Here is a 25,812-nt window from a genome sequence, read left to right as displayed (position 1 = left end):
TTGCTGTAAGGAATCCCAGCAAGAGTCGTGCTCCTTATTGCCCATGTTTTGCCCCCTCATTAGTCCTCCTTAAGTGTCCAGAAATGTCTTGACATGATTCCAGCTATTGCCAAATTCTGTATTTATCTACGTACTCATAAATTCATCGCATGTAAGCATTCTTAAATACTATCCCCCTGCGAGTTGATTTTTGTGAACTTTGTGGATCTAACCAGAAACTGGTCGAATGTAATTTTGTATGATTTTAGTATGGCTACATTACGCGTAGAGAATTGCAATGAAATACTTGAAAGCCAATTTTATTTGCTGCACTCAAGCGCACCTTGATTCTAGTGATGCTCATAAAAGTCGAGTATTGCGTCAAATGCTTAAATAAAGAATAATGCTTAACGACACTCTATTTTCTCGTTTATTTTGAAGAATCACGCCATGACGCAACTAAGTAAGAGTTTGACAAATAATAGTCAATCACCCGCACCAAATAGCCTCAATCACTCGCCAAGTTTTTCAGTTGGAACAGGAATTATCACCACAGATTTAGGATCAAATGAATCCGGTAATGCTGTTGCAGTTCAGGCAGATGGAAAAGTTGTTGTTGCTGGAGTTAGGAGCGTCGGTACAAGTGCATATTACTTCGTAACACGATATAACTCAGACGGTAGTTTAGATTTGAGTTTTAATGGCACGGGAACGCTTCTGACGACAGCGATTGCAGTGGTGCAAGAGAAAACCGCACTCATCATTCAAGCTGATGGAAAAATTGTATTTGGTGGCTACAATGTATTGCGTGCTACAACGGATGGTCAGCTTGATACTAGTTTTCTTGGACAATCAAAAATTGGTGCAGTTATTTATCATCTCAGCATGCAATCCGATGGCAAACTTGTCATGGCTGGCTTTAAATCTAATGAACAAGCAAATGCAGATAAGTATGACTTTAACTCGGTTGTTGAACGATTGAATGTAGATGGGAGTCTAGACCTCAGTTTTAACAAGACTGGATATGCAGAATTCAATTTTGGGATAGCCGACATTTTTCAAACGGCAGTTATTCAAACCGACGGAAAAATTCTACTTGCGTCCCGTGTTGATAGCTTTACTACCATTACTAGATTGAAATCAGATGGAACTATCGATCTTAGCTATGGAAATAGCGGGAAATTGAACTTTAATGGCGCGAATTGGGGATGGGCTTCGCCAGCGGCAGTAAAGTTACAAGCCGACGGAAAGATGATCATCACTGGAGAATGTACAACTGGAGCCTTTGTTGCCAGGATTAATGAGAATGGAACCCTTGATACGACCTTTAATGGTGTTGGATACGTAGAGCTTTCTGTGTCAACCGGATACGGCCGAATCGACCCGGAAGCGATTGATATTCAGAGCGATGGGAAAATTCTTTTCGCTGGCATTAATGGACTTATTAGTGACGGCGTACTCATTGCTGCGAGGTTTAATTCAAATGGCAGTTTAGATACTAGTTTCAACAAAACAGGTATTTTGGTGTTAGATGAAGGATTAAGTGGCGCCACCGGGGTTGATATTCAACAAGATGGGAAAATCGTATTTTCCTCAAGCAAAAATTCAGATGTCGCTTTGGTGCGGCTTAATTCAAATGGTACTCTTGATAAAGCAATTAGCGTTAATAATACGGTCGATGCTATCGTCACCTTTAGTGGCGGCGGGATGCCTGTTGTGCTCGACAACGATGCGACGGTTTATGACGCCGACTTTGATAACAGTAATTATGCCCAAAGCACTCTGACTTTGGAGCGTGTTGGCGGCGCTCATGTACAAGATGTTTTCTTGGGGAGTGGTAGCTTAAAGTTGGAAAGTAGCAAAGTGCACGTGCTTGATATTAATATCGGGACCTATTATTTGGTTGATGGGCAACTGAAAATCACCTTTAATAGCAACGCAACGCAGGAGTTGGTGAGCGCGGGCATGCGCCAGATAGCCTATCAAAATACAAACAACCACCTGACTAAAAATATTGCGATTAGCTGGAAATTTGACGACGGTAGTGGCACAGCAAATAGTTTTACCACGGGCACTACCAGAGTGAATATTCTTGCCTCTCCCAACTTGAATGCACCGACATCAGCTGATAGTGCTATTGTTGGTCGTGAAGATGAAGCATATAGCCTGAAATTGAGTGACTTTGTATTCAAAGACCTGGACTCTGCCGATAGCTTGCAATCTATTGTCATTACTGGAATTCCTGCAATAGGAAGTTTATATACAAAAGGTGTCAATGGTGGTGGCGTTCGGATTGTAGATATTGCAGATACGATAGACGTTCGCGATATTCTTACCGGCAAACTGTTTTATCAAGGGGCTCTTAATGGAAATGGAAGTGATTACACCAGCTTTCGCGTTAAGGTGAGTGATGGTGCAGATACTTCGGCTTCCTCTACGATCAAAATTAGCCTTATACCAGTTAATGATTCCCCGATGGGTTCCGTATCTATTAGTGGCAAATTCACAGTTGGACAAACACTTAGTGTGTCGAACAACTTGACAGACCAAGACGGCATTGGAGCGATTACTTATCAATGGAAAGCAAATGGGGTTGCAATTGATGGCGCGAATAAGTCGGGTTTCTTAATTAGCGAAAAAGAAGTGGGCAAAACAATTTCGGTCACTGCACAATATTTAGATTTAGGCGGTACACGTGAGGCAGTGGCAAGTATCTCGAGTAAAACAGTAGGAAAAAATTTTATTGGCACAGAAAAGAACGACCAATTCGCGAGTCAAATTGAAGACGAGTTCTTTAATGGTGGAATTGGTCACGACACAGTTATTTATCGTAGTAATCTCGCGAATTACACCATAAAAAACCAAAATTCGCATTTTGAAGTCAGTTCTAAATTTGGTAATGATGGCTCAGACTCCCTGATCAATATTGAAACCATTCAATTCTCTGATATCAACATCAATTTAAGTATTCAAAGTAAAGCGACAGGGAGTAGTGCAACAGAAATCCAGAATCTGATTGAACTCTACATCGCCTTCTTTAATCGTGTACCAGATGCTAACGGCTTATTTTATTGGATTGACGAAATGCAAGGAGGGAAAAATATCACGCAAATTGCGGAGTCCTTCTTTAATGCTGGTTCTCAATATCCATTACTTACCGGTTATTCGGCAACGATGACTGATGCTGATTTCATTAATACCATATATAAAAACACCCTCGGTAGAGTGGGCGGTGCAGATGTCGAAGGTCTTAATTATTGGAAGGGTGAGTTAGTCAGTGGAAGGGCTACACACGGGTCATTGGCGGTAGCGATTCTTAATTCCGCACACGGTTTTAAAGGAGACGCACAATGGGGATTTGTCGCTGACTTGCTAGATAACAAAATCGCGGTAGGGAAAAAAGTGGCGATTGATTGGGGGATTAGTTTTAACAGTGACGCAGAATCAATTTCAAAGGGAATGGCGATTGCTGCAGCGGTAACGTCTAGCTCAACTGAACAAGCGCTTTCATTAGTTGGTATTAATCACCAAGATATATCCTTGTATTGATTTTTTGAAGCTCAAATTAGATTTTTAGTTAGGAATTTTTTTTGTCCAAATATCGGAATGTCTTTTGCAAAAACACCATTTGCGCTGTTATCGCGGATCGATAAGGGGGATCCGCTGAGCGGCTGTTCCTGGTTTGATTAGTTATTTAGGGGAATTTGTTACTGAACAACCCGTTTGTAACGATACGGATCAAAGTTAACTGAATAAATATCTTCGATCATTCTGTCGGCTTCTTTTTTCTGACGAGTGAAGTAAAGTTTATCTTTGTGAACAAATGGACAGAACTCCGCTAATTCTGAGTTGATAGGCAAGCCCAGATTGACTGGTTTTGTCCACGTGCCGTTTTCGTTAAAACTGATATATAAATCGACTTCACCCAGCCCGGTGGTGTCTGAAGAAAAATAGATCAGATAATCTTCATTCGGTGAGATAAAAGGATTCGATTCTCTAAACTGCTCTGTGTTAATAGGTGTACCCAGGTTTACTGGTTTTTGGTATTTTCCATTGACGAGTTTAGAGACGAAAATGTCTGAATTGCCGGGTTGATTTTCGTGGTCTTTCATAAAATAGATGTTGCCATTTTTTGTTATCGACGCATACGATTCTGACGCTTCGGTGTTGATTTCCATTCCCAGATGAAAAGCTTCACTCCAACCTGTGGCAGTCTTTCTTACCGCCCAGATGTCGAAATCTTTTTTCAATTCTTTTTCTGTACTTAGAATCGGGCGATTCGACTGAAATAGTACTAAGTCACCTTGTGGACTAAAGATAGGATCGATATCTTTCCATTGATTGCTTTCGGTAGAAAATGACGCGGTTTTTGCGGGTGTCCATTTGCCGTTCAGAAGCTGAGATTGCTTGATGTAGAGTTTCTCGCGTTTACCCTGAGACTCTACCCATAAGGCGGTTTTTCCATCGGGGGAAAGGGTAAATCCGAAAACCCCGCCATGAGAAATGTGACCGGGTTGAAATTTTTCGGGCAGTATCTGTGCGGCCAATAATTGGGTGAACAATAGAGCCCACAGACAGAATCCATACCGATACAGTTTTGCCATAAATTGCCTCATAGTGTAAAAAATGACGCATTCTTTTTGAATGCCAAAGTAAAAATCAGATTTTTTGCTTGAGAAGTTCGGTTTCCTATTTGAATTTAATAATTCCTGCCTTACTGAATGTTTGGGAACTTCATCTGTCTTTGGCTAGTCTCTACTTCACAAATACAATTTACGGCATAGAACCCGGTAGGCTCAGCAGAGATGTCAAAGATGAGTCTCGTCTGGTTTCATTTGCTTATAGCTGTGTTAGTCTTTTGCACAGAATATTTTTCCTCAACATGAATACAGGTAGGATATGACTTCAAACGTTTTAAGCAATCATCAGACAGGTCTCAGGACTTTTTTGTTCCATAAAAAACTGGTCACAATGTATTTTTTGCTTGGTACTGGTTTAAGTAGTCTGACTGTGAGTGCTGCGCATGGTGCTCCACTCGCAGATGCCAAGGATCGTGCGCGTTGGCAGGCGACTGCAAAAAATGTGACGATTTCTCGTGACCAATGGGGGATTCCGCATGTGCAGAGGAAGACCGATGCGGATGGGGTGTTTGGCCTTTTGTATGCGCAGGCTGAAGATGACTTTAAGCGTATCGGGAATATCGGGAATAACTGAGGAATAACTGGGGTCAGATCAAATTAAACGCATGCTACACAGCTACAATTGAAGCGATTTGTGCGGAGTGAAAGATGGCGAGGTTACCGCGAGTGTGTCCAGTTGGGATTCCCTAGCATGTAATTCAACGTGGGAATAATAGGCAAATGTGCTTTGCAAGTGAGCAGGATTTTGCTGCCTATGCCAATTGGTTGAAGGAGTATGCGAAAAAGTTTCAAGTGGACTTACATGCTTGGGTATTAATGACGAATCATGTGCATTTGCTGTGTACGCCGCGGGTTGACAACGCGGTTAGTCATTTGATGCAAGCCTTGGGTAGGCAATATGTGCGTTACTTTAATTTTAGCTATAAGCGCACAGGCACATTATGGGAGGGGCGATTCAAGTCTTGCCTAGTGCAGCAGGAGAGTTATCTTTTACAGCTGTATCGCTATATTGAATTGAACCCTGTGAGAGCGGGAATGGTGATGCAGGCGTCGGACTATGTTTGGTCGAGTTACCAGATAAATGCGCTTGGAAAAGAGTCGGAATTGTGCACACCACATTCTTGCTACCTTGCTCTAGACCGCGATGCAATGAAGAGGCAAGCCAATTATCGTGATCTTTTTAAAAGCCATGTCGATGGCGAATTGTTAGAGAATATTCGCGCTTCTGTTATCAAAGGATTTGTATTTGGTAACAGTCGCTTTGAGACGGAAATAGAGAATTTGACGGGACGCCGAATGACTGTGAGTAAGGTGGGTAGACCAGTTGGCTGGCGTAAGGCTGACATTGTAAAAATTTAATTTAATCTGACCCCTGTTATTCCGTAATCGAAACAAGATATGCCCAGTTTGGATCAACCGAGTCTGAATCGATTGATCCTAGTGTAATGGATTGCCTCTGTACTCCTGATACTATATGTCTATTAAAACCCACCCGTCCCAGTCGCTAACAAAGTCGCATTTTCTCCTACTATCCAGCCCGTTTTGGTGTCAACAAATTGAACTTGAAGTAGCGCAGCCTTGGTACCTGTGTTTTGCTGTTTCCAAGTGATGCCACCATCTTGAGTGACTAAGACTAATCCGTGTTCACCTACAATCCAGCCGTTTTTAGTATCAATAAACTGGATGTCATTAAGATTGGCTTGACCCGGTACATATACTGTTTTCCAATTTTGTCCCGCATCATCTGATCGCAAGACGGTGGCGTTGTCACCGATCACCCACATTGTTTTGCTATCGAGGGAATACACTTTTCGGAGATTTTGACTAGTACCAGTGTAGCGTTGCTGCCATATTACGTTATTGAACTGAGAAATGAGTCCGGCGTTGCCTATGACGGTTAGTGTGCTGGTATTGTCTAACCATACGTTGTTGATAGGACTAGAAGGCGTGGCGACTTCTTTCCAGCTAGCTCCTCCATCTCGTGTAATTGTAATCGTCCCAGGGCTTATTCCTAAATATGCCCAACCGTTCTTTTCATCAAGAAAATTAAAGTTAGTTGACACGATGCTTGGCCCACTATTGGTCCAAGTAGCACCGCCATCTCGGCTTTTATAGATGTAACCATTACTCCACAGTAGGTAAACGGTACTTGGGGATGCAAACAGTATTTTTTTTAGGAGTTGATCGTTATAAGGAATTTTGGGAAGTGTCGTGGTTTTAAGTGTCCATGTCTTTCCACCATCATTGCTACTATTTATATGGCTAGATGTGTCGACAAGTAAGCCATTCTTAGTGTTAGCAAATGCTACGCCATGAGAAGCATTTGCGGAGATATCGTCCTTAATAAAAACTTGTTTCCAGTTTATACCTATGTCTGTGCTTACGAAGCTACCTATTAATTCGTTATGTACAATCAATGCGTCATTTACAAACTTGATAGTATTAATTTGAATCCCACGCACGCCATCAATTAATGGGCCTTTCACTTCGACCCAAGTTTTACCTAAATCTTCGCTGAAACGGAGTCGTGAGTAATATTCATGTTGACTTAACATGAATATCTTGGAGCCATGCACGAGTATTTGTAGGATATCGTCGTGAAAAATCTTTTGATCTTCGCTTAGATAAGTTTGTTCGCGCCAATTCATACCGCCATCATCTGATCGATAAATGATGTCCGCATGTAGTGTTAGCCATGTTTTCCCATCTTTATCCAAGGAGTATATGTCACTTCCTTCACTTCCAATAGGAAGCCCCAAAATTGTGTAGGGTGTCCAATGTTCCCCTGCATCTTCACTGCGCCAAGCAAGTGACCTATCGTAAATAATCTTGCCACTAGCATCAACATCAATCACTCTGCCACGAGCTATAACGACATTTTCACCGGACAACCCGATACGAATTTGTGGCGGACGAGCTCCCGTTCCATCTTCAAATTTCATGATGTCGCGCAATTGGCGATTTTGCCGAGTTGATTTGAATAAATGAGACCCGCGCAGTTCATAGATGATCCCGGCCTCTGTGTGTCTAGCTGATGTCATGTCTACACTGTACCAAGTTAGTCCACCATCATCAGTCAAGTAACTGTTCGAACCCGACTCTAATAGGAGATCATTTGCAGAAAATACGATGATTTCTGGGGATTGACCTCGCACGTCAATTGGGCTGACTAATGTGCGCCAATTAGTACCGCCATCGAGTGTTTGCAACAACGTATTGTTTGCACCTAAGACCCAAGCTATCTTATCGTCAAAGTTCTTGATCTGATACAAATTGACGTTGACTCCGCTGGGTTGCCGCTGCCATGATCGACCTGCATCTTGTGTTTTAAAAATATCACCTGCATTGCCCACCCGCCAGCCAGTGGTTGCGTTAGCAAGCGTGAAAGAATTCGTTGTATCTCTACTAGGCTTGGAAGCCTGCCAACACCAACCCGTATCATTTGTTCCACTGCACATCAATCCGCGTAGGCCTGCGAGATTACTAATACTGATTTTAGTTTTTGATTCTATCGAATGGCCTAGCGTGTTACTGACAGTGAGGATCACTTCGTAGTCGCCGGATTTGCTGTACTGATGCTGAGGTGTTGCGTCAGTGCTACTGCTACCATCACCAAAAAACCAAACAAATTTGAGACCCGGCTGCGGTGTTGTATTCGACGAGAAGGTGACGATCTCCGTCAGATCAGCTTTTGGTGGCGCACTAAGCTCAAGTGTTGGTGGCAGTACCACTGTATTTTGCGTTGGCGATATGTTGCTGTTACTGCCACAGGCGCTAATTAGGAATACGGCGCCTATCAACAATATGTTTGCTATCCGAACGGTAAAAAGCTGATTCAACATATTAGACCTTATAAATTATTTGAAGTCGAATGCAATAGGAGAATGATACATTAACAAAATACATAGCAAATAAATAATTTAATAAATTTAAATATAAGCTATCGATGCTTGATATGGTCAGAACATGAAATTGACGACGGATTTTTGTTGAACGCTCTTTTACGGCTTATTTGCTTATCTGCTTAGGTAGTTTCGTTCAGTACGCAGCCCACATTAAACGGTTCGGGAACTTCATCTATCTCTGGTGAGTCTCTATCCAAGTGATGCAATGACAATAATCAATTGAGAGGATCAATTTAGGTGTGCGAAGAATCTAGCAACGCTCTTAAACCTTGTTCTGATTTTGCTCGATTCTCCTGCACTGCATTTTAGCTGTGTTAGTCTTTCATGCAGAATACTTCTGCTTAATTTGAATACGGACAAGATATGCGCTTACATGTTTTAAACAATCCTCAGGCAGGCTTGAAGACCTTTTTGTTCCACAAAAAAATGTTGGCAATCTGCTTGTTGCTGGGCTCAGGTATTAGTAGTTTGGCCGTTGCGCATAGTGCTCCAGTTGCAGATGCCAAGGATCGTGCGCGTTGGCAGGCGACTGCAAAAAATGTGACGATTTCTCGTGATCAATGGGGGATTCCGCATGTGCAGGGGAAGACCGATGCGGATGCGGTGTTTGGTCTTTTGTATGCGCAGGCTGAAGATGATTTTAAGCGTATCGAGCTTAACTATATCAACGCGCTGGGGCGATTGGCGGAGGTCGAAGGTGAAGTGGAAATTTGGCGTGATTTGCGTATGAAGCTATTCATACAACCCGCTGAATTAAAGGCGCAGTATGCGAAAAGCCCAGCATGGTTAAAGCAATTAATGATCGCGTTTGCCGATGGGCTGAATTATTACCTGCATACCCACCCCGAGGTAAAGCCACGTTTAATTACGCATTTTGAACCTTGGATGGCGCTGGCGTTTAGTGAGGGCAGTATCGGTGGCGATATTGAATCAGTCAATCTAAAGGAATTGGAAGCTTTATATGGTGATAAACCGGAGCTCTTGACGCAACAGAGCCCAGTAACTTTACCTGAGCCGCGCGGCTCAAACGGGTTTGCGATTGCACCTTCACGTAGCGCGAACGGTCAGGCGATGTTGTTGATTAATCCGCACACTTCTTTTTATTTCCGCCCAGAAGTACAGGTAACGAGTGGTCAGGGATTGAACGCTTACGGCGCGGTGACCTGGGGACAATTTTTTGTGTATCAAGGTTTTAATCAATACAACGGCTGGATGCATACTTCCAACGCTGCCGATGTGATCGATGAGTTCGCTTTGAATGTCACGCAAAAGGGAGAGAAATATTTCTATTTGTATGAAGGCAAACAACGTCCTTTAAAAGTGGTCGAACAAACCCTGCCTTATAAAGCTTTTAATGGCATGGCGAGTCGTAAGATTAAGACTTATTTTAGTCACCATGGCCCCGTGGTGCGTTCGGCCAATGGAAAATGGATCGCCGTGCAGTTGATGAATGAGCCAATGAAGGCACTGATGCAATCCTACTTGCGGACAAAAACCCGTGATTATGCGGGTTTTGCCAAAGTGATGGCGTTGCGGGCGAACTCGTCGAATAACACCGTGTATGCCGATCGCGATGGCAATATCGCTTATTTTCACGGTAATTTTGTGCCGCGTCGTAACCCGCAGCTCGATTGGACCAAACCGGTCGATGGCAGTTTGCGGTCTGCTGACTGGCAGGGTTTGCATCCGGTCAAAGAAATTATTCAGATTTTTAATCCGGCAACCGGCTGGATACAGAATACCAATAATTGGCCATTCTCAGCTTCTGGTGTTGGCGCCAATAGTAGTAGTCCGCGCGTGCAAGATTTTCCTCGATACATGTGGACCAACGGAGAAAACGCGCGTGGCTTACACGCTGTAAAAGTGTTAAAAGACGCAAAGAATTTAGATTTAGATAGCTTAATCAAACTCGCCTATGACAGCGAATTAACCGCATTCGAATCATTATTACCATCTTTGTTTAAAGCATACGATGTTAAGCCCGACCCAATGCTGGCAGAGCAAATTCAAAATCTGCGTAGCTGGGATATGCGTGCCACCTTAGATTCAACAGCGACTTCTCTGGCAATTTATTGGGCGCAAGATCTTGTCTTGCAACACGGTGGTGAGGCTAAGTACAAAAATATTCCTGTGGTGGATTATTTGCCCAGTGTCTCTGCTCCAGCACTATTGGCGGCATTAAAACGCGCTAGTCAGCGACTGCAAGATGATTTTGGAAAGTGGCAAACGCCATGGGGTGAGATTAATCGCTTCCAACGTTTATCTGGCGATATCAATGCGACCTATGACGACAATAAACCAAGTTGGCCAGTCGCTTTTGCTTCGGGCAATTGGGGCTCGTTAGCTGCCTATGGAATGGTCGCGAAGCAAACCACCAAGCGTATTTATGGCGACCGTGGCAATAGCTTTGTCGCAGCAGTCACGTTTGGGCCACGGATTCAAGCTAAGAGTATTTTGGCGGGTGGCAATAGTGGTGATCCGGCATCACCACATTTTAATGATCAAGGTGAAATGTATAGCAAAGGCGAGTTCAAAGACGTTTTGTTTTATCCTGAAGACGTGGCCAAGCATACCAAGCGTCGTTATCATCCTGGTCAATAATCTTTGGTTTGATCGGTTTTCTTGATGTAGGTAAGCGCAGCAAATTTAGCATTTGCTGCGCTTTTTATTTGGAACTGTCACACGGCTAGTGTGCGACCGAATTTTGAATTTGCGATGCGAGCGCGTGTTTTTCGCGAAATGCCGAAGGTGAAGTGCCACTAACACGCAAAAATTCTTTATTGAAGTTCGATTTGCTACTGAATCCAGACTCTTGCATGACGTCGATAATGCTCAAATCAGCCCGTTCAGTTAAGAGTTTTCGTGCCTCTTGTATGCGTTGGTCATTCAAATAGACTGAAAAGCTCTGGCCATAAACTTGATTAATCGCATTGGATAACTGGCGGGCTGGTACTTGTAGCTTTTTTGCTGCTTGCGCCAAGGTGATACCAAATTCTAGTTTATGTAATTGCTCGGTGTTGACCAGATTTTGCCAACGTTCGAATGTTTGCTTGGCAAGTTCTGCATCGATCGTGCTTGGCGTGGCTTGCATTGTCACTTGCAAAGTCTGTTGTCCAAATTGATACATCCATTCCAACCAATCACTACGTCGAAGCGCGGCCAATATCATCGTCATATTGATTAGGAAGAATGCGACGCTGGCAATCAGTAGAGCGTTGGACTCGCGCAAGCTCACGCCTGCTTGCATTTCTAGATTGACAGCAATTTCTAGTGCAATATTAATGAAAGCCATCATCATCAGACAAATCAGCCAACGATGTGCTGGTTCTGCATAAGTTTGAAGGTGAGCAAGCGCTTGCTTGCCAGCGCGCATCTGAATCGCGATTAAGACAAAGTAGATGACAAAGCTGGTGGAAATCGCCACGTCGATGAAGGCACGTAAGGGTTTAATCCAGACCAGTAGTGCAAAGGTCATCAGACCAAGTAAAAAATGTAGTGCATCACTAGGCTTGAGGTGTGAGGGGTTACGACGCACGCAAGAGAAATAAACATACAGCGCAGGACCAAGCAACATCGCGAGCAGTGGTCGGGTCAGACCAAAGCCGCTCAAGCTCCGCTCCAATGTGGCGTTCAAAATCACCACCAAGGCCAAACTTTGATGTGCATATAACAAGCAATTGAACGCGAGCAGGCGTTTGGGAACGGGTCGCATTGCGGTCATACTGAACAATTGTGCAGCCATTAAGACGCATAACACGGCATTGGCAATTTGAATATGGCTGATGATGGATGTCATATTGCGTATCGTAAATGCTTCAAGGGATAGGTTTAAGAAATCTTAGGACTTACGCAAAACAGACGCTGGCGTTGTTGAATTTGCCAAAAGATTTGAATGTGCGATTCAAATCATGCATTTATACACAAATTACGAGCGCAAATAAGCTTTTTCTACGTCCTCAATCGCGTTTTGAGTCGAAAAATAGGCTCTACATTGGCAAACTGAGTTTTTTCGTACACCAAGGAGCCATTATGTCGTGTTCTCATTTTTCTTCATTCTCAGGTTTTTCTATGTTTCTTGCGGCTGGGCTACTGGCAAGTTTCAGTCACACCGATGCGCGGGCTGACAGCGTATTGATTAAGCAAGTACAAATCATCAGCGGTGATCAGGCAAAAGTCTCGGTACCAAAAGATGTCTTGATCCGCGATGGCAAAATTCATCAGATCGCAAGCAATTTGAGCAAGGCAGCGACGAAGGCAGATAGACAAATTGATGCACGCGGACAGTTCTTAATTCCTGGCTTGATTGATAGCCATGTTCATCTCGACGGAGTGCCCGGATATGCAGCACCACAGGCCAAAGATGAAGCCATGTTATTGCAAGCCCGTAAGCAAATGCCACGCAGCTATGCTTACTTTGGCTTTACGACCGTATTGGATTTGACAGGCGATCCAGCATTTATCGCCAAGTGGAATGCAGAACCCGCGGCGCCAACCGCGCATTTTTGTGCGCCTGTGACGATACCGAATGGCTATCCTGCGGTGTGGATGGGCAAGGAATTGCAGTTCCAAGTACAAGGCACCAAGTATATGTTGTTCGACCCAGCACAAGCGAATGTGTATCCAGCTAGCTTCGATCCAGCGATGCACACGCCACAAGCAGTCGTGACAAGTGCCAAGAAAGATGGTGCCAATTGTATTAAGGTGTTTTACGAAACTGGATTTGGTGCACAAAAGAATTTGCCCGTGCCTTCGGTTGCGCTGATTCAGGCTGTCGTGCAGCATGCAAAAAATTTGAAAATGCCCGTCTATTTGCACGGCAATTCGCAAGCGGCGTATGAATTCGCTTTGAAGACTGGCGTTACTACCTTGGTACACGGCATGTGGCATGAGGCAAAAAATGTCGAACAATTTGCTAATCAGCAGCGAATAGAACAGATCGCCGATGAAATCACGCGGGCGGGTATTTCAGTCCAACCAACCATACAAGTTTTATACGGCGAACAAGAAGAATTAAATCCCGATTTCTTTCAACATCCAGCCGTTGCGCACGCGATTCCTGCAAAATTAGCGAGCTGGTACCAAAGTGAAGCTGGTCAATGGATGAGAAATTTGTTGGCTGAAGAAGTCGCTAAGGAAAACAAATCACCTGCCGAGATGTATCAAGCGATTAAGGCGATGTATGCCAAACCTTTGGCAACCGTAGCGCGCATGACCAAGCAATTAAATCAGCGTGGCGCACAATTGCTATTTGGCAGCGATACACCGAGCGGTCCGTTTTATACCCAATTTCCGGGCATAAATGGACGTTGGGAAATGGATCGTTGGCTGGAAACGGGGATTAGTTTGCCGCAACTGTTTCGTGCATTGACAATACAGAACGCGCGCGCACTAGGCTTAGCGGATACAGTTGGTAGTGTCGAGGTGGGAAAGCAAGCAGATTTGCTACTGTTGAAGCGCAATCCACTGTTAGATGTCGGCGCTTACGATTCAATTACGCAAGTCATTTTGCGTGGAAAAGTACATCAACGCGATAGTCTGTCTGCACAAAGGATACAAGCTGAGTAAAGTGTTTCCCTCGATCTGCAATGGTTGATAAAATTGAATGTACGTGAAATGCATATTGCAGGTAGACGATAAAAAATCAACGTAAAAGATGGGGGATGCATGGACGATTTCATTGAAGTGTATGACGGGGCTTTAAGTCCTGAGTTTTGCCAGCAGATGATCGCAGCATTTGAGCAAAGTCCCCATTTGATACAAGGAAAAGCAGGTGGCTTGGTCGATACCAGTAAAAAGATCAGTCAAGATTTATTACTCAATGCTCATTCTGAATATACACAATTGCTTGAACATATTTCGACGGTGACGGCAGAATATGTCACAGCGTATATGGAGAAATATCGCTTTGCGCTAATTGCCCCGCTCGCGCTGAGCTTACCGCATCCGGTAACAGCGCAAGCAACTACGCTGACGATCGATAATTTTGATGAACTTGCTGCTGGCAAGACTGCAGACCTCATGAAGTATCTTTATCGTTTGGGTACGGTACAGGCGCAAAAATATCCTCAAGGCTTAGGCAATTATCGCTATTGGCATTGCGAAGTATTTCCTATGGCGCCGCATAATGAGCAATTGCATCGTAGTTTGCTATTTATGTTTTATCTCAATGATGTCGACGACGGTGGTGAGACCGAGTTTTTTTATCAAAAGAAATCGATTCGCCCACGAGTTGGACGCATGGTGATTGCACCCGCCTATTTCACCCATACACATCGCGGCTGCGTGCCAGTTTCGGGTGATAAATACATTTTGACTAGCTGGGTTTTGATGCAGAGGGCGGAAAACTTGTATGCCTAGTTCGACCGTTCTCTAGGCTTGTGCCGCAGTTTGTTGCTGGATGGCTGTGATGGTAGGGAAAAGAAAAAGCCGTTGATCGGAAAATCAACGGCTTTTTGCATGTGAGCTTGCATCGATGTAATGCGCAAGTCTCACATTAATTGATACCTACAAATTATTGCACAACCGCTTTCACGCTTGCGCCATTCGTCGCAGCATAGGCATTCACTAACAAGTAGTAAGTGCCAGCAGCTGGTGCGCTGAAAGTGATGGTTTCTGTGTTCGTAGAACCATCCGATTTCTTCGTATAGCTTGTAGTGGTTGGTGCCGTTGTCATACGCGCATACAAATCTGCATCACCTGTGCCACCAGACAACGTGAATGTCAGGCTAGTTTTGCCAGTTGGAACAGTGATGTAGTACAACTTGGATGCATTGGTCGCCAATGTCACGCTTTGTGCTGTGCCGCTAACCAATACTGTGCCACTTGGTGGCGTAGTACCAGTTTGGTAGCTTGCGACAATTGATGCACCGTTGACTGCGGCATAAGCATTCGCTAACAAGTGGTAAGTGCCAGCTGTTGGCGCTGCAATCGTGATCGTTTCTGCGTTGGTAGAACCATCAGACTTTGCCAAATACGATGTAGTTGTTGGTGCAGAACCTAATTTGGTATACAAATCACCATCACCCGTGCCGCCAGACATTTTGAATGTCAAATTCGTCGCGCCAGTTGGTACAACGAAAGTGTAAGCTGCACTTTGACCAGTCGCTGCAGAGAATGATTTTGCAACGTCTTTCGTCAATACGCCACCGGTTGGCGGTGTTACCACATCACCATTTAAGAACTGGATGTTAACAAACTTGTTCACGCCAGACGGAATGCCAGTGATTTTGCCCGTCAAAGAATTATTGACAATCGCTGTGGTCACTTGTGAAGGCGTTGCGTTTGGATTTGCAGCCAAATACAAAGCAGCAACACCCGCTAAATGCGGTGAAGCCATCGATGTTCCAGACATTGAAGTGGAGCCAGTGTTGGAACTGTAAGATGCTGAAGTGATGTTGGAACCTGGACCATAAACGTCCACACAAGAACCATAGTTAGAGAAGCTGGACATCGCATCGCTGCTCGTTGTGGAGCCAACTGTAATGGCGCTTGGAGCACGTGCTGGAGAGTAGTTACATGCATTGCTGGAATCGTTACCTGCGGCGACCACGGTCGCAATACCAGCGTTTGTCATACGTGCAATTGCATCATCGGTCGCTTGTGATGCCCCGCCACCTAAAGACATGTTTGCTACTGCTGGTTTTACCGCATTGGCAGTGACCCAATCCATCCCGGCGATCACGCCAGAGTTTGAGCCGCTACCGTCGCAACCCAATACGCGTACTGGATGCAAGGTAACATTTTTTGCTACACCCCAAGTTGTTCCACCGACTGTACCAGCAACGTGAGTACCGTGACCTTGGCAGTCATTGGTACCTTGTCCATCGTTCACCGCTGTGTAGCCATTACCCATGCGACCGGTAAAGTCGTTGTGTGTGCCGCGAATACCGGTATCTAAGATGTAGGCGTGTACACCACTGCTAGATGGATAAGTGAAAGAGCCATTCAATGGCAAATTGGTTTGATCAATACGATCGAGACCCCAAGTTGCGCTAGTTTGCGTGCCGCTGATTCGCATAATTTGATCAGCTTCAACGTAGGCAACTTCAGGATCATCTGCCAGACGTTTAGCGTTTTGCACATCCGTTGTAATGACTGCACCGTTCAACACGTGGTTGAAAGCACGTTCCACTTTTGCGCCAAAGCGTTGACCAACAGCGTTAGCGACCACGGCGGTTGATTGTTTTTCTCCGCGGAAGTTTGTCATTGCAGTGTCTTTAAACACCACGATGTAACGGTTTGGAATCACGTTTGCTGCGTTGATTCCTTTGATTTCTCCAGCTTGCGCTGCAAAGCAGGACATCACAGCGGATGCTACCAGCGTATGTTTTACTAATTTTTTCATTATAATTTTGCCTCCCCAGGTTTGGCATTAAATGTAAGTTGAAGATTACTGAACTGTCGATAAATTGACGCGTTCTTACTGCAATTATGTATCAACTGTTTTTAATTTTATTCAATTAATCGAAACTAACAGTCTCCTCATAATTGTTTATTCAGCACTTGAAATTTGATTTATATCAATACCAGTGCCAAGTCGGAGTATGTATTCAACAACTTAGTTAGACAAACACATTTTCAAAAAAATGTATAAAAGTGTCAGTAAACTGTTGTTTTTTGTTGTATTTAGATGATGATTATTAACTATTGCTTTTGGGTAATTTAAGTGCTTCATCTGCTTACTTTTTCACCTTTTTTGTGTAAAAAATTATTCATCACTTTTGCGAATTTCTGAATAAACTAGATCTAGAAAAATATTTCTAGAAAAAATATTCTAGATGGTCTATGCTATCGATATTCAGAAAAGGAAAAGCTGTATGTCGATCTCAAAAAAATCAAATTCTCAGACCACATTGTCCGATGCCATGCCGACTCGTAAGCCTACTTCGGCCGAGTTAGCACTATTGCGGGTGTTGTGGCAACAAGGTCCGGCGACAGCAAAACAAGTGTTTGAACGAGTTCAGGCAGATCGACCAGAAATCAATCAAGCAACCGTCTTGCGGCAATTACAAATTATGCATACCGATGGTTTGCTCTCTCGCGATGAAACTGCGCGTTCGCATGTCTATGCTGCCGCGCAGCCACAAGAAAAATTACAAACAAATCTGTTAAAGGATTTCATTCAGCGTGCATTCTCCGGTTCTGGCAAAGAGCTCATCATGGCGGCACTGAAAGAACATGTCAGCGAGAAAGACAGAGCAGAAATTCAAGCCTTTTTACACGAGGACAAAAATGAACGCTAATTTCCAAGAATGGCTAATCGTCGTAGCCACCGCGCTACTGCATTTTGTCTGGCAAGGCTTGGTGATTGCCGCTGTCGCCGCTGTGCTGCTACGTGCATTACGTGGTGCACCGGCACAAGCACGCTATATGCTCAGTGGCATGGCTTTATGCCTGTGTTTGTTCCTTCCGGTCATTTACCTGATCCAAAACGCGCCGGCACAAGACCTAGTTAGTCTTGCGATGATCGACAGTGCGCCCGATAAGAATGCTGGTGCTGCACCATCACTGATCAGTGAAAATGGCACTGCGATTAGGCACATTACGCACTCTGCTTTTGCACAATGGCAGTCGCAATGGTCTAGCTTAAAGCCCTTGCTGCCCTATCTGGTTGGGCTATGGATGGCCGGTGTATGCGTCTTATTGTTGCGCATGATGTTGGGTTTGCGTTGGGTTTCGCAACAAGTGCAGCAAGCCAAACAAGTCAGTGATCCGATATGGCAAGCTAAATTGCAGCGTATGGCAAACGCGATGGGCATTCAGCAAAAATTACGTTTGGGTATATCGACGCAGTTAGAATTTCCTGTGACCGCTGGTTGGTGGCGACCGATTGTCATCTTGCCGGCTTCGCTGGTCAGTGGAATGCCTGCCGAATTGTTAGAAGCCTTATTGGCGCATGAAGTCGCCCACATTAAGCGCTTTGATTACTTGATGAATTTGTTACAGAGCTTGATCGAAGTTGTCTTGTTTTACCACCCTGCCGTTTGGTGGTTATCTAAACAAATTCGTATCGAACGAGAGCAAATTGCAGATGATTTAGCCGCAAGTCTGTTAGGCGAACCGCGGCGCCTGGCACTTGCATTATCCGAACTGGAGCGATTCCAGTTCACCCACCCTCAACTCGCCCAAGTGGCACATGGAGGAAATCTTATGTTACGTATTAAACGATTGATACAAGCTGATTCAACAGTGAAAACCGCGGGCTGGAAAATAGTCTTACCCAGTCTGGGTTTGGGGGCAGCATGCCTTGCACTTTACGCGCAAGCAAGTGTTGTACCCCCAACTGCGCCGATAATACTATTAAGTACGGCAGCTAATACGGTAGCAAGTACCGTGGTCAATAAGGTAGAAGATGCAGTAGAGAGTACGGTAGAAAATACAGCACCTGCACTGATCATAAGCGCTACTCCGGCTCCCGTCAGCGCAGCAGCGATGACGCCATCGGTGCAACACAAAAATGGAAAGAAAGAGCCGCAATTCGCCTTAGTCAAACCCGCTGACAAACACAATACCTTTGTGAACAGCGATCGAAAGGGGCTTGCCGAAATCGAGAAACTGCGCAAAGAAAATAAGCAAGATTTTCTGTGGTTTTCAGAGCAAGGCACATCCTATCTGATTAAAGATCCAGAAATTGTAGGACAAGCCAATGCCGCCTATAAACCAATGGAAGAGTTAGGTGAACAGATGGAGCAGCATGGCAAAAAAATGGAAGTACAAGGTGCCGTGATGGAAAAAATCGGCGCGCAAATGCAGGCACTGAGTGAAAAGCAACCTCGACAGGAAGATAAATTCAGCGCGCAATTCGATGCGAAGATGCGTGATTACGAGAACAAAGTCGCTGCGTTCGAACTCAAAATGGAAGCTGCAGCAGCGAAAGTGGAAAAAGCTAGCAACGCACAAACGCGCCAACGTGCACTTGAAGAGCTATCCAAAGAGCAGGGCAAATTTCAACAGTTGATGAAAGAGATGCAGAAGAATGATCAGCTATTTCAACAACATCATCAGCAACTTGAACAATCGCTGCAACCATTGCAAGCCATGAGCAAGAAAATGGAAGAAGCCGCTAAACCAATGGAAGCCTTGGGCGCACAAATGGAACAGCTGGGCAAAAAAATGGAAAATTTGTCACAACAAGCAGAGAAGCAAATCTGGGAATTGATACAAACGGCAAAGCAAAAGGGTTTGATTGAGCCAGTGAAGAGCTAAGCCAGATCATCGGGTATTCGCTGTACTAGCTCATACACGACTTGAACGAGCGGGCAGGTTCATTTGACTTGTCCGCTTGTGACAAACCAACTAGGTACTCACTATTCAGTACCACCAACAATAGAAGTGCCACAGTATTATGTCGCGAAGTTAGCCAGTACATTGACTGGTAATTCCAGACGAAATACGGTTCCCTCACCGATCACACTCTCGACAAAAATCTGTCCGCCTAGTAGTGAGGTGACGATGTTGTAAGTCACATTCAAGCCCAGGCCCGAGCCGCCATGACCGAGTTTGGTCGTGAAGAATGGTTCGAAGATGCGATGCAGATAATCTTCTTGAATGCCTATTCCGTTATCTTTAAACGATATTTGCACTAAGTCGCCAGACAGGCGATGTGCACTAATTGTCATGATGCCGTGTTTGCGCCCTTCAAAAGCATGCAACATCGCATTTTGTAATAAGTTAATCAGCACTTGTCCGTAAGGGCCGGGATAACTATGCATCTCGATTTTTTCAGGAATATCGATCATCAATTCGTGCTCGGCATGACGCACCTGATTCATCATGGTCGCAATGATTTCAACAGTCGTTTGTTTCAAGTCAAAACTGCGGGCTTGGGCACTGGCTTGATCGACCGCTACCTGTTTGAAACTACTGACCAAATTAGCACTGGTGTGCAAACTACGCATCAGTAAAGTAAGCGCTTCTTGACAGCGTTCGGCAAAATTTTTGAAATCAGATCGCTTGACAGGCCCAGATTCAATCTTTTCAGAAATCTGTTGAATATTGTCTTCTATTGAACTAGCGATTAACAAACTATTGCCAAGCGGCGTATTGAGTTCATGCGCAACGCCGGCAACTAAAGATCCCAATGCCGCCAGTTTTTCGCGCTCGACTAGTTGCGCTTGTGTCTCTTGCAGTTGTTGATAAGCTTCCGCATTATCCATAGCGATGCCGACATACGATGCCAAGGTTCGCAGAATATCAAGATCCGTACTTTCATAAGCATGCGTTTGATAACTCTGCACGCAGATAACACCACGGATTTCTGCCTTCACGAAGAACGGCACATATAAGACCGAAAGCGGGGTTACTGAACTGCTACCATCTTGCATCACTGCACCCCAGCTATCAGGATTGATGGTGAATGACAAGTCTTGAATATAGTGTTGATATTCTTGGTACAGATCAGCGATAAAAATCTCACGGCGATTTTCTATACACCAGACCGGCAGTTGATTCTTATTTGAAAAATCCCGGGTATACGGCGCGTAAGGTTTGCCATCTTCAATCACGAAAGGAAACTCGATTAGCCCTCGGTCTTTGTCATAAAAACCAATACCAAATACCGTCGCATCCATCAGATTATTCACATTCTTGTATAGCAGATCAATAATCGCTTCGGTATTCAAACTTGCGGTAATTCTTTTGCCAATTTCACTCAAGAGCGAGATATTTCTATGCGCATGCTCTAGCGTTTCCTTTTGTTTTTCTACGGCGACTTTTTGGTTCTGTAATTCCTTAGTACGAAGTGCTACCTGTTCTTCCAATAAGAGTTTTTGCTGCATTAATTGACGTACGCGGAGTAAGAAGATCGCGTAGGTAAGACCGATCAAAAACACTACTAATAGGATCCGAAACCACCATGTTTTCCAAAATGGCGGCGCGATATAAATCACTAATTCCTGTGCTTGTTCATTCCACACATCATTTTTATTGCTAGCTTTCACCCGAAAAGTATAGCGCCCCGGATCTAAGTTGGTATAGGTTGCAAAGCGCTTCTTTGCATCCGTTTCTACCCAACTGCTGTCAAATCCTTCCAACTGATAAGCGTAGCGATTTTCGTTTGGATCTGCGTAATGCAGGGCGGCGAATTCGATAGAAAAGATGGAATCCAGATAGCTCAGATAGATTTCTTTGATTTCGTGAATTGACATTTGCAGTCGTGGTACACCATCTTTGCTTAATTTACTAATGGATTGATTTGAAATCAAAAAGTCCGTGATCAACACTTTAGGCGGAATGATATTGTCGGAAATATCTTCTGGCTTGAATCGGGTCAAACCTGTCCAGCCGCCAAAGTTCATTGTGCCGTCATCGGATTGATAGACCGCACCAATGAGAAATGAGCCTTGTATCATGCCGTCTTTGTCGGTGAAATTTTTAAACTTGCCTGTTTTGGTATCCAAGCGAGAGATTCCGGCAGTACTACTGATCCAGATATTGCCTGATTTGTCTTCTAGGATGCCGCCCACCGATTCAGCTGATCCATCCGCACGCGTTGGAAAGAATTGAAAATGCATACGACCATCGCTACTTTGTTGCATGCGGTTTAAGCCACCAGAAGTCCCTACCCACAAATGATCTTTGCTATCGATGAATAAACTATGCACGCGATTGTGACTAAGGCTATGAATATCTTTTTCGTCATGGCGTAAATGGATAAATTTCTCGGTTTTGCGATCAAAATAATCGAGACCATTCATCGTGCCAATCCAGATCTTGCCTTGCTTATCTTCCACCAAGGTCATCGCCCAATTATTGGTCAGACTATGTGGATCTTTGGCGTCATGTCTGAAAGTCGTGAAATGATTTTGTTCAGGCAGTTTTCGGTGTAGACCACCGCGACTGGACACCCAGAGTGCGCCGGTGTGATCCAGGATGGATCGTTCTATGTAATTATCATTGGTGTCATGGCTAATAAAAACCGGTGTGAAAGTATTCTTTGCTGGATCAAAAAAAGTCAGGCCAGTGCGGGTGCCTATCCACATGCGACCATTCTTTTCTGGTAAAAAACTGACGATTTGATTGTCTTGCAAAGCCAATTTCTTGCCGGGTTCTTTCTGCCAAACCTCCACTTTGCGATTGAGCAAATTCATTTTAAGCAAACCACCAGAATAGGTGCCTAACCATACATGATCTCGCCCTGCGGATGCGATGGCGCGGATGCGGTTGTCGCTGGTACCGGTAGCATCATCCTGCAACTGAACAAAGCGGCTAAAACCACCGCTGGCTAAATCAACGCGACTTAATCCTGAAGACCGAGTTCCTATCCACAAGACTCCCGTCTGGTCTTGAAGAATCTTACTGACATGGTTGTGCAGCAAACTATTCGGATCAAGTGGACGGTGTCGGAATTGCTCAAATTTTCCAGTTGATTTAAGAAATCGGAATAGCCCCTGATTGATGGTTCCTATCCAGAGCGTATCGTTTTTATCATGATAAAGCGTTTGAATGTGAGCGAGCTCAAAACCCTCGGCATCACCAAATGCCTGGATTTCTTTTTTCTCGCTATTGAGTGCGATCTTGGTTAAACCCGCGTCACTGCCTATCCACAATACCTGATCTTTATCGATTGATAGTGAGACGATACTATTTTGACGTAAATTGGAGCGATTATTGACATCGAGATGGATGTGGCTAAAAGTTTTGGTACTCGGATTAAATTTGTCTAAGCCAACCGGCGTGCCTATCCATAGATTGCGCTGCGCATCGCTGACCATATCGGTAATCAGATTGTCGCGTAAGCTATTGGGATCGTCTTTGTTGTGTTGAAAGTCTTGGAATTGGTGGGTGTGCATATCAAAATGCATTAAGCCATAATCGGTCGCTAACCAAAGGCCTTCCGCACCATCGCTGACGATAGAATAGATTTTGTAATTGCCAGATAAAACAGCGTTCTTTCCTCGCCTGAGAAAATTCGTAAAGCTATTACTGTGGCGATCATAAAGACTCAAACCTGATTGTGTGCCCACCCATAAATTGCCGTCGCTGTGAACATAAAGTGCCGACGTAAAATTGTCACTGAGGGTTTTGGGATTGAGTGGATCGCTACGAAACATTGTGCTGCGATAGCCGTCAAATTTGACTAAACCAGCTTGCGTGCCGAACCACATGAAGCCCTGTTGGTCTTGTGTAATCGCGGTGATCGATTGATAGCTAAATCCTTGATCCGGTCCAATATGATCAAAGCGTAGCGAACCTAAGTTAGATGCCAGACTGTGTTGCATGACGATGCCGCACACCAGCAAGCCAAGCGCATATCGCCAACTTTGCAGCAATCGTAACAGCGTAAAACCTGTCTTCATGAAAAGTTAAGCTTGTGAAATGGAATGCAAATTGTCTGGCGCGGGGACAGCTTATTTCCTTGAGGCTAACTTGGGATAAAGTTGTCTATAGGTATCTTAGACCACAATTGCAGGCGATGCATCTGCAATCGCGTATTCGTGGTTTTTTCGAATGCCTCCTTTTAGGAGATGCATACCAGTTAACTTAAACAGCATTGCCAGAAGTGGATGACTTTCTCGCATTGTTCCGCATTGCTCTGGTAAAAAGGAGTCTTGCATAATGGGGCAAATGAATCAGCTTGAGCTAAGCTTCGTCACCAGTAAATCACCGATGACGAAGCTTAATCAATCAAGCAATATGAATTACTATGCCGCTATTCGTTGACCCTTGTGTCTGTTGTATTGTTGAGCGTGGTAGTTTTACCGATCTGATACCAGTCAACTTTGCGGGTGATTAACATGATCGCAGCCAGTACGCTAAACAATAGAATACTTCCCATCACCAAGGCATTATTTTCGGATTGAAGCAGGCCGAACAAAACGCCATACAATAAAGTCAGTGCAGCACCAAAACCAACGCCACGTTTCCAACTTCTCAATGCATAGCTCAGATAAAAGCTGATCAAAGATAAGCATGCGGCACTTGCGATCAGATAGGCCCAAACAAACTGTAGGTGTTCGGATAAACTCACCAGCAATAAGAAGAACAGCACCAAGGCTAATCCAACTAAAGCGTATTGAATAGGATGAATTGGTAATTGCTTTAATAGTTCGAATAAGAAGAAGGCAGCAAAACTCAGCGCAACAAATAGTAGGCCGTATTTAATCGCGCGATCAGACTGAGAATAGATATTAATTGGTTCGATAAACGCCACGCCAAAACTATCAATGCTCGTTACATTTTGTGCTGGTGCATCAATTCCGCTGGGAGTACTAGTTACCACTTTGATTTCTTGCTGACAGCATTCACTACTCAAAAATTGTTGTTGTGCATTGCTGGATAAGGATGAAATTTTCCATGTCGCTTGAAAGCCACTAGCGTCAATTTTGCGCTCTTTTGGCGATGGTAAGAATCGACCATAGAATTGTGGATGTTCCCATTTAGAGCGTATCGTTACCTGATTATTTTTTGCAATAGGAACTACAGAGAATTGTTCTATACCATCGATATTGAGATTAAGCGTGAAGCTAATGGGCTTGGCTGCACCGAGTTCGATTTTTCCTAAGGGCGCATGCAAACCTTGTTTGATATAGTTGAGCTGGCTATTCTGTTGGAATTCAATATCTTGTCCATGCCAATTGATACGTGGAACATTTTTCAAGCCACGCGTATCGCTCAGTCCAATACTGATAAAGGCCGCTCCGAGCACGATGGTCGAATCTGATTTCTCGCGTTGAATGGCGCTTAGATCTGGCAATTGGAAGCTGCCGCTCAGATCGTGTTGGCCGCTATACACTAAGACCTTGTGGATGCCGCGATAACGCTGATCCGTATCGACCGTTGATAGCATTTTCAATTCGTCAGGGAAAACATATAGACGTTTTTGTAAACTACGCTGACGTTTGATGGTATGTTTGTTGGCGGCATTGACCAGTTCTTCTTCCTCATATTGTTCGCTATAAGGAATGACCAAAATCGGGCCGAGTAAGGTTTGTTGACCAACTGAATCGGCTGCGATACTACGCACAGCTTCGTTGCGAAATTGTAGGCGCGCTTTAATCGTATCTTCAATCATCATCAGTGGAATACCGATGATCAGCATTAATAGCCCAACAGTGAGCGATTTAATAAATAAAGTTTTTTGCATGTTTGGCTCCAAGTGAGAGAGCCTTCACTGTAAAGAAGCTGTATGTAGTGAACATGAAGCCTTGCCGACTTTGTGTGTGCTAACTGTGAAATTATGAAAAAAATGGGCAATTTTTTGGAGTGTATTGATGCATTCTGCTAAATTCTAGGCTGGGTTTGTTCCATGAACCGCGATGGTGGTCATGCAGGCTTGTGGAAAACGCTGC

General features: G+C 44.3%; 14 protein-coding genes. 8 read left to right on the top strand and 6 right to left on the bottom strand.

Annotated elements, in window-relative coordinates; translation table 11 throughout:
* The first annotated feature begins 429 nt into the window (after positions 1–429).
* Positions 430–3,528 carry a DUF4214 domain-containing protein gene (locus H8K33_RS12715; protein ID WP_186891426.1) on the top strand — a complete coding sequence of 1,033 codons (3,099 nt, stop codon included), beginning with the start codon at positions 430–432 and terminating at the stop codon, positions 3,526–3,528.
* Positions 3,529–3,686: 158 nt separating this feature from the next.
* Here the strand turns inward: H8K33_RS12715 and H8K33_RS12710 are convergent, their stop codons facing one another.
* Positions 3,687–4,583, bottom strand: coding sequence for a TolB family protein (locus H8K33_RS12710; protein WP_186891425.1), 897 nt, complete (start codon positions 4,581–4,583; stop codon positions 3,687–3,689).
* A 295-nt stretch (positions 4,584–4,878) separates the two neighbouring features.
* On the opposite strand from H8K33_RS12710, the gene H8K33_RS12705 reads away from it, so the two are divergent.
* Positions 4,879–5,193, top strand: coding sequence for a penicillin acylase family protein (locus tag H8K33_RS12705; protein WP_246443589.1), 315 nt, complete (start codon positions 4,879–4,881; stop codon positions 5,191–5,193).
* Between the two features lie 122 nt (positions 5,194–5,315).
* Entirely contained in the window at positions 5,316–5,978 is a 663-nt protein-coding gene (locus H8K33_RS12700; protein WP_343043827.1) for a transposase, read from the top strand.
* A gap of 122 nt (positions 5,979–6,100) precedes the next feature.
* Here the strand turns inward: H8K33_RS12700 and H8K33_RS12695 are convergent, their stop codons facing one another.
* Positions 6,101–8,461, bottom strand: a complete 2,361-nt coding sequence (locus H8K33_RS12695; RefSeq protein ID WP_186891424.1) for a YCF48-related protein — start codon at positions 8,459–8,461, stop codon at positions 6,101–6,103.
* Between the two features lie 426 nt (positions 8,462–8,887).
* Between H8K33_RS12695 and H8K33_RS12690 the strand changes: the two genes are divergently transcribed.
* On the top strand, positions 8,888–11,125 hold the full coding sequence (locus tag H8K33_RS12690) for a penicillin acylase family protein (RefSeq protein ID WP_246443588.1): 2,238 nt from the start codon (positions 8,888–8,890) through the stop codon (positions 11,123–11,125).
* Between the two features lie 85 nt (positions 11,126–11,210).
* On the opposite strand, the gene H8K33_RS12685 is transcribed toward H8K33_RS12690, so the two are convergent.
* Positions 11,211–12,320 carry an AraC family transcriptional regulator gene (locus tag H8K33_RS12685; protein WP_186891423.1) on the bottom strand — a complete coding sequence of 370 codons (1,110 nt, stop codon included), beginning with the start codon at positions 12,318–12,320 and terminating at the stop codon, positions 11,211–11,213.
* A gap of 233 nt (positions 12,321–12,553) precedes the next feature.
* Between H8K33_RS12685 and H8K33_RS12680 the strand changes: the two genes are divergently transcribed.
* Together H8K33_RS12680 and H8K33_RS12675 are read left to right on the top strand one after the other, a co-directional pair.
* Positions 12,554–14,089 (top strand): amidohydrolase family protein, encoded by a 1,536-nt coding sequence (locus tag H8K33_RS12680; RefSeq protein ID WP_186891422.1) that lies wholly within the window; start codon positions 12,554–12,556, stop codon positions 14,087–14,089.
* 99 nt (positions 14,090–14,188) lie between these two features.
* Entirely contained in the window at positions 14,189–14,881 is a 693-nt protein-coding gene (locus H8K33_RS12675; protein WP_186891421.1) for a 2OG-Fe(II) oxygenase family protein, read from the top strand.
* Positions 14,882–15,035: 154 nt separating this feature from the next.
* Here the strand turns inward: H8K33_RS12675 and H8K33_RS12670 are convergent, their stop codons facing one another.
* Positions 15,036–16,868, bottom strand: coding sequence for a S8 family peptidase (locus H8K33_RS12670; protein ID WP_186891420.1), 1,833 nt, complete (start codon positions 16,866–16,868; stop codon positions 15,036–15,038).
* A gap of 472 nt (positions 16,869–17,340) precedes the next feature.
* On the opposite strand from H8K33_RS12670, the gene H8K33_RS12665 reads away from it, so the two are divergent.
* Both H8K33_RS12665 and H8K33_RS12660 read left to right on the top strand, forming a co-directional pair.
* Complete coding sequence (locus H8K33_RS12665; RefSeq protein ID WP_246443587.1) at positions 17,341–17,766, top strand: BlaI/MecI/CopY family transcriptional regulator; 426 nt, start codon at positions 17,341–17,343, stop codon at positions 17,764–17,766.
* Complete coding sequence (locus H8K33_RS12660) at positions 17,756–19,729, top strand: M56 family metallopeptidase (protein ID WP_186891419.1); 1,974 nt, start codon at positions 17,756–17,758, stop codon at positions 19,727–19,729. Before H8K33_RS12665 ends, H8K33_RS12660 begins: the two co-directional genes overlap by 11 nt.
* Before the next feature lie 137 nt (positions 19,730–19,866).
* Here H8K33_RS12660 and H8K33_RS12655 read toward each other — a convergent pair whose 3' ends face one another.
* Together H8K33_RS12655 and creD are read right to left on the bottom strand one after the other, a co-directional pair.
* Positions 19,867–23,820: a sensor histidine kinase gene (locus H8K33_RS12655; protein ID WP_186891418.1), complete on the bottom strand. Its 3,954-nt coding sequence runs from the start codon at positions 23,818–23,820 to the stop codon at positions 19,867–19,869.
* A 353-nt stretch (positions 23,821–24,173) separates the two neighbouring features.
* The gene (creD, locus tag H8K33_RS12650) at positions 24,174–25,607 is read right to left on the bottom strand and encodes a cell envelope integrity protein CreD (protein ID WP_186891417.1); all 1,434 of its coding nucleotides are present in this window, start codon (positions 25,605–25,607) and stop codon (positions 24,174–24,176) included.
* Positions 25,608–25,812 lie beyond the last annotated feature (205 nt).

The sequence above is a fragment of the Affinundibacterium amnicola genome (assembly GCF_014284275.1).
GTDB lineage: Bacteria > Pseudomonadota > Gammaproteobacteria > Burkholderiales > Burkholderiaceae_D > Undibacterium > Undibacterium amnicola.
Note: the sequence above shows the minus strand (reverse complement) of the source record. Positions and strands in the feature narration are given on the sequence as shown.

What these genes read in the sequence shown, in the direction of transcription:
- H8K33_RS12715 (WP_186891426.1), top strand. Translation starts at nt 430, where the DNA reads ATGACGCAACTAAGTAAGAGTTTGACAAATAATAGTCAATCACCCGCA.
- H8K33_RS12710 (WP_186891425.1), bottom strand. Translation starts at nt 4,583, where the DNA reads ATGGCAAAACTGTATCGGTATGGATTCTGTCTGTGGGCTCTATTGTTC.
- H8K33_RS12705 (WP_246443589.1), top strand. Translation starts at nt 4,879, where the DNA reads ATGACTTCAAACGTTTTAAGCAATCATCAGACAGGTCTCAGGACTTTT.
- H8K33_RS12695 (WP_186891424.1), bottom strand. Translation starts at nt 8,461, where the DNA reads ATGTTGAATCAGCTTTTTACCGTTCGGATAGCAAACATATTGTTGATA.
- H8K33_RS12690 (WP_246443588.1), top strand. Translation starts at nt 8,888, where the DNA reads ATGCGCTTACATGTTTTAAACAATCCTCAGGCAGGCTTGAAGACCTTT.
- H8K33_RS12685 (WP_186891423.1), bottom strand. Translation starts at nt 12,320, where the DNA reads ATGACATCCATCATCAGCCATATTCAAATTGCCAATGCCGTGTTATGC.
- H8K33_RS12680 (WP_186891422.1), top strand. Translation starts at nt 12,554, where the DNA reads ATGTCGTGTTCTCATTTTTCTTCATTCTCAGGTTTTTCTATGTTTCTT.
- H8K33_RS12675 (WP_186891421.1), top strand. Translation starts at nt 14,189, where the DNA reads ATGGACGATTTCATTGAAGTGTATGACGGGGCTTTAAGTCCTGAGTTT.
- H8K33_RS12670 (WP_186891420.1), bottom strand. Translation starts at nt 16,868, where the DNA reads ATGAAAAAATTAGTAAAACATACGCTGGTAGCATCCGCTGTGATGTCC.
- H8K33_RS12665 (WP_246443587.1), top strand. Translation starts at nt 17,341, where the DNA reads ATGTCGATCTCAAAAAAATCAAATTCTCAGACCACATTGTCCGATGCC.
- H8K33_RS12660 (WP_186891419.1), top strand. Translation starts at nt 17,756, where the DNA reads ATGAACGCTAATTTCCAAGAATGGCTAATCGTCGTAGCCACCGCGCTA.
- H8K33_RS12655 (WP_186891418.1), bottom strand. Translation starts at nt 23,820, where the DNA reads ATGAAGACAGGTTTTACGCTGTTACGATTGCTGCAAAGTTGGCGATAT.
- creD (WP_186891417.1), bottom strand. Translation starts at nt 25,607, where the DNA reads ATGCAAAAAACTTTATTTATTAAATCGCTCACTGTTGGGCTATTAATG.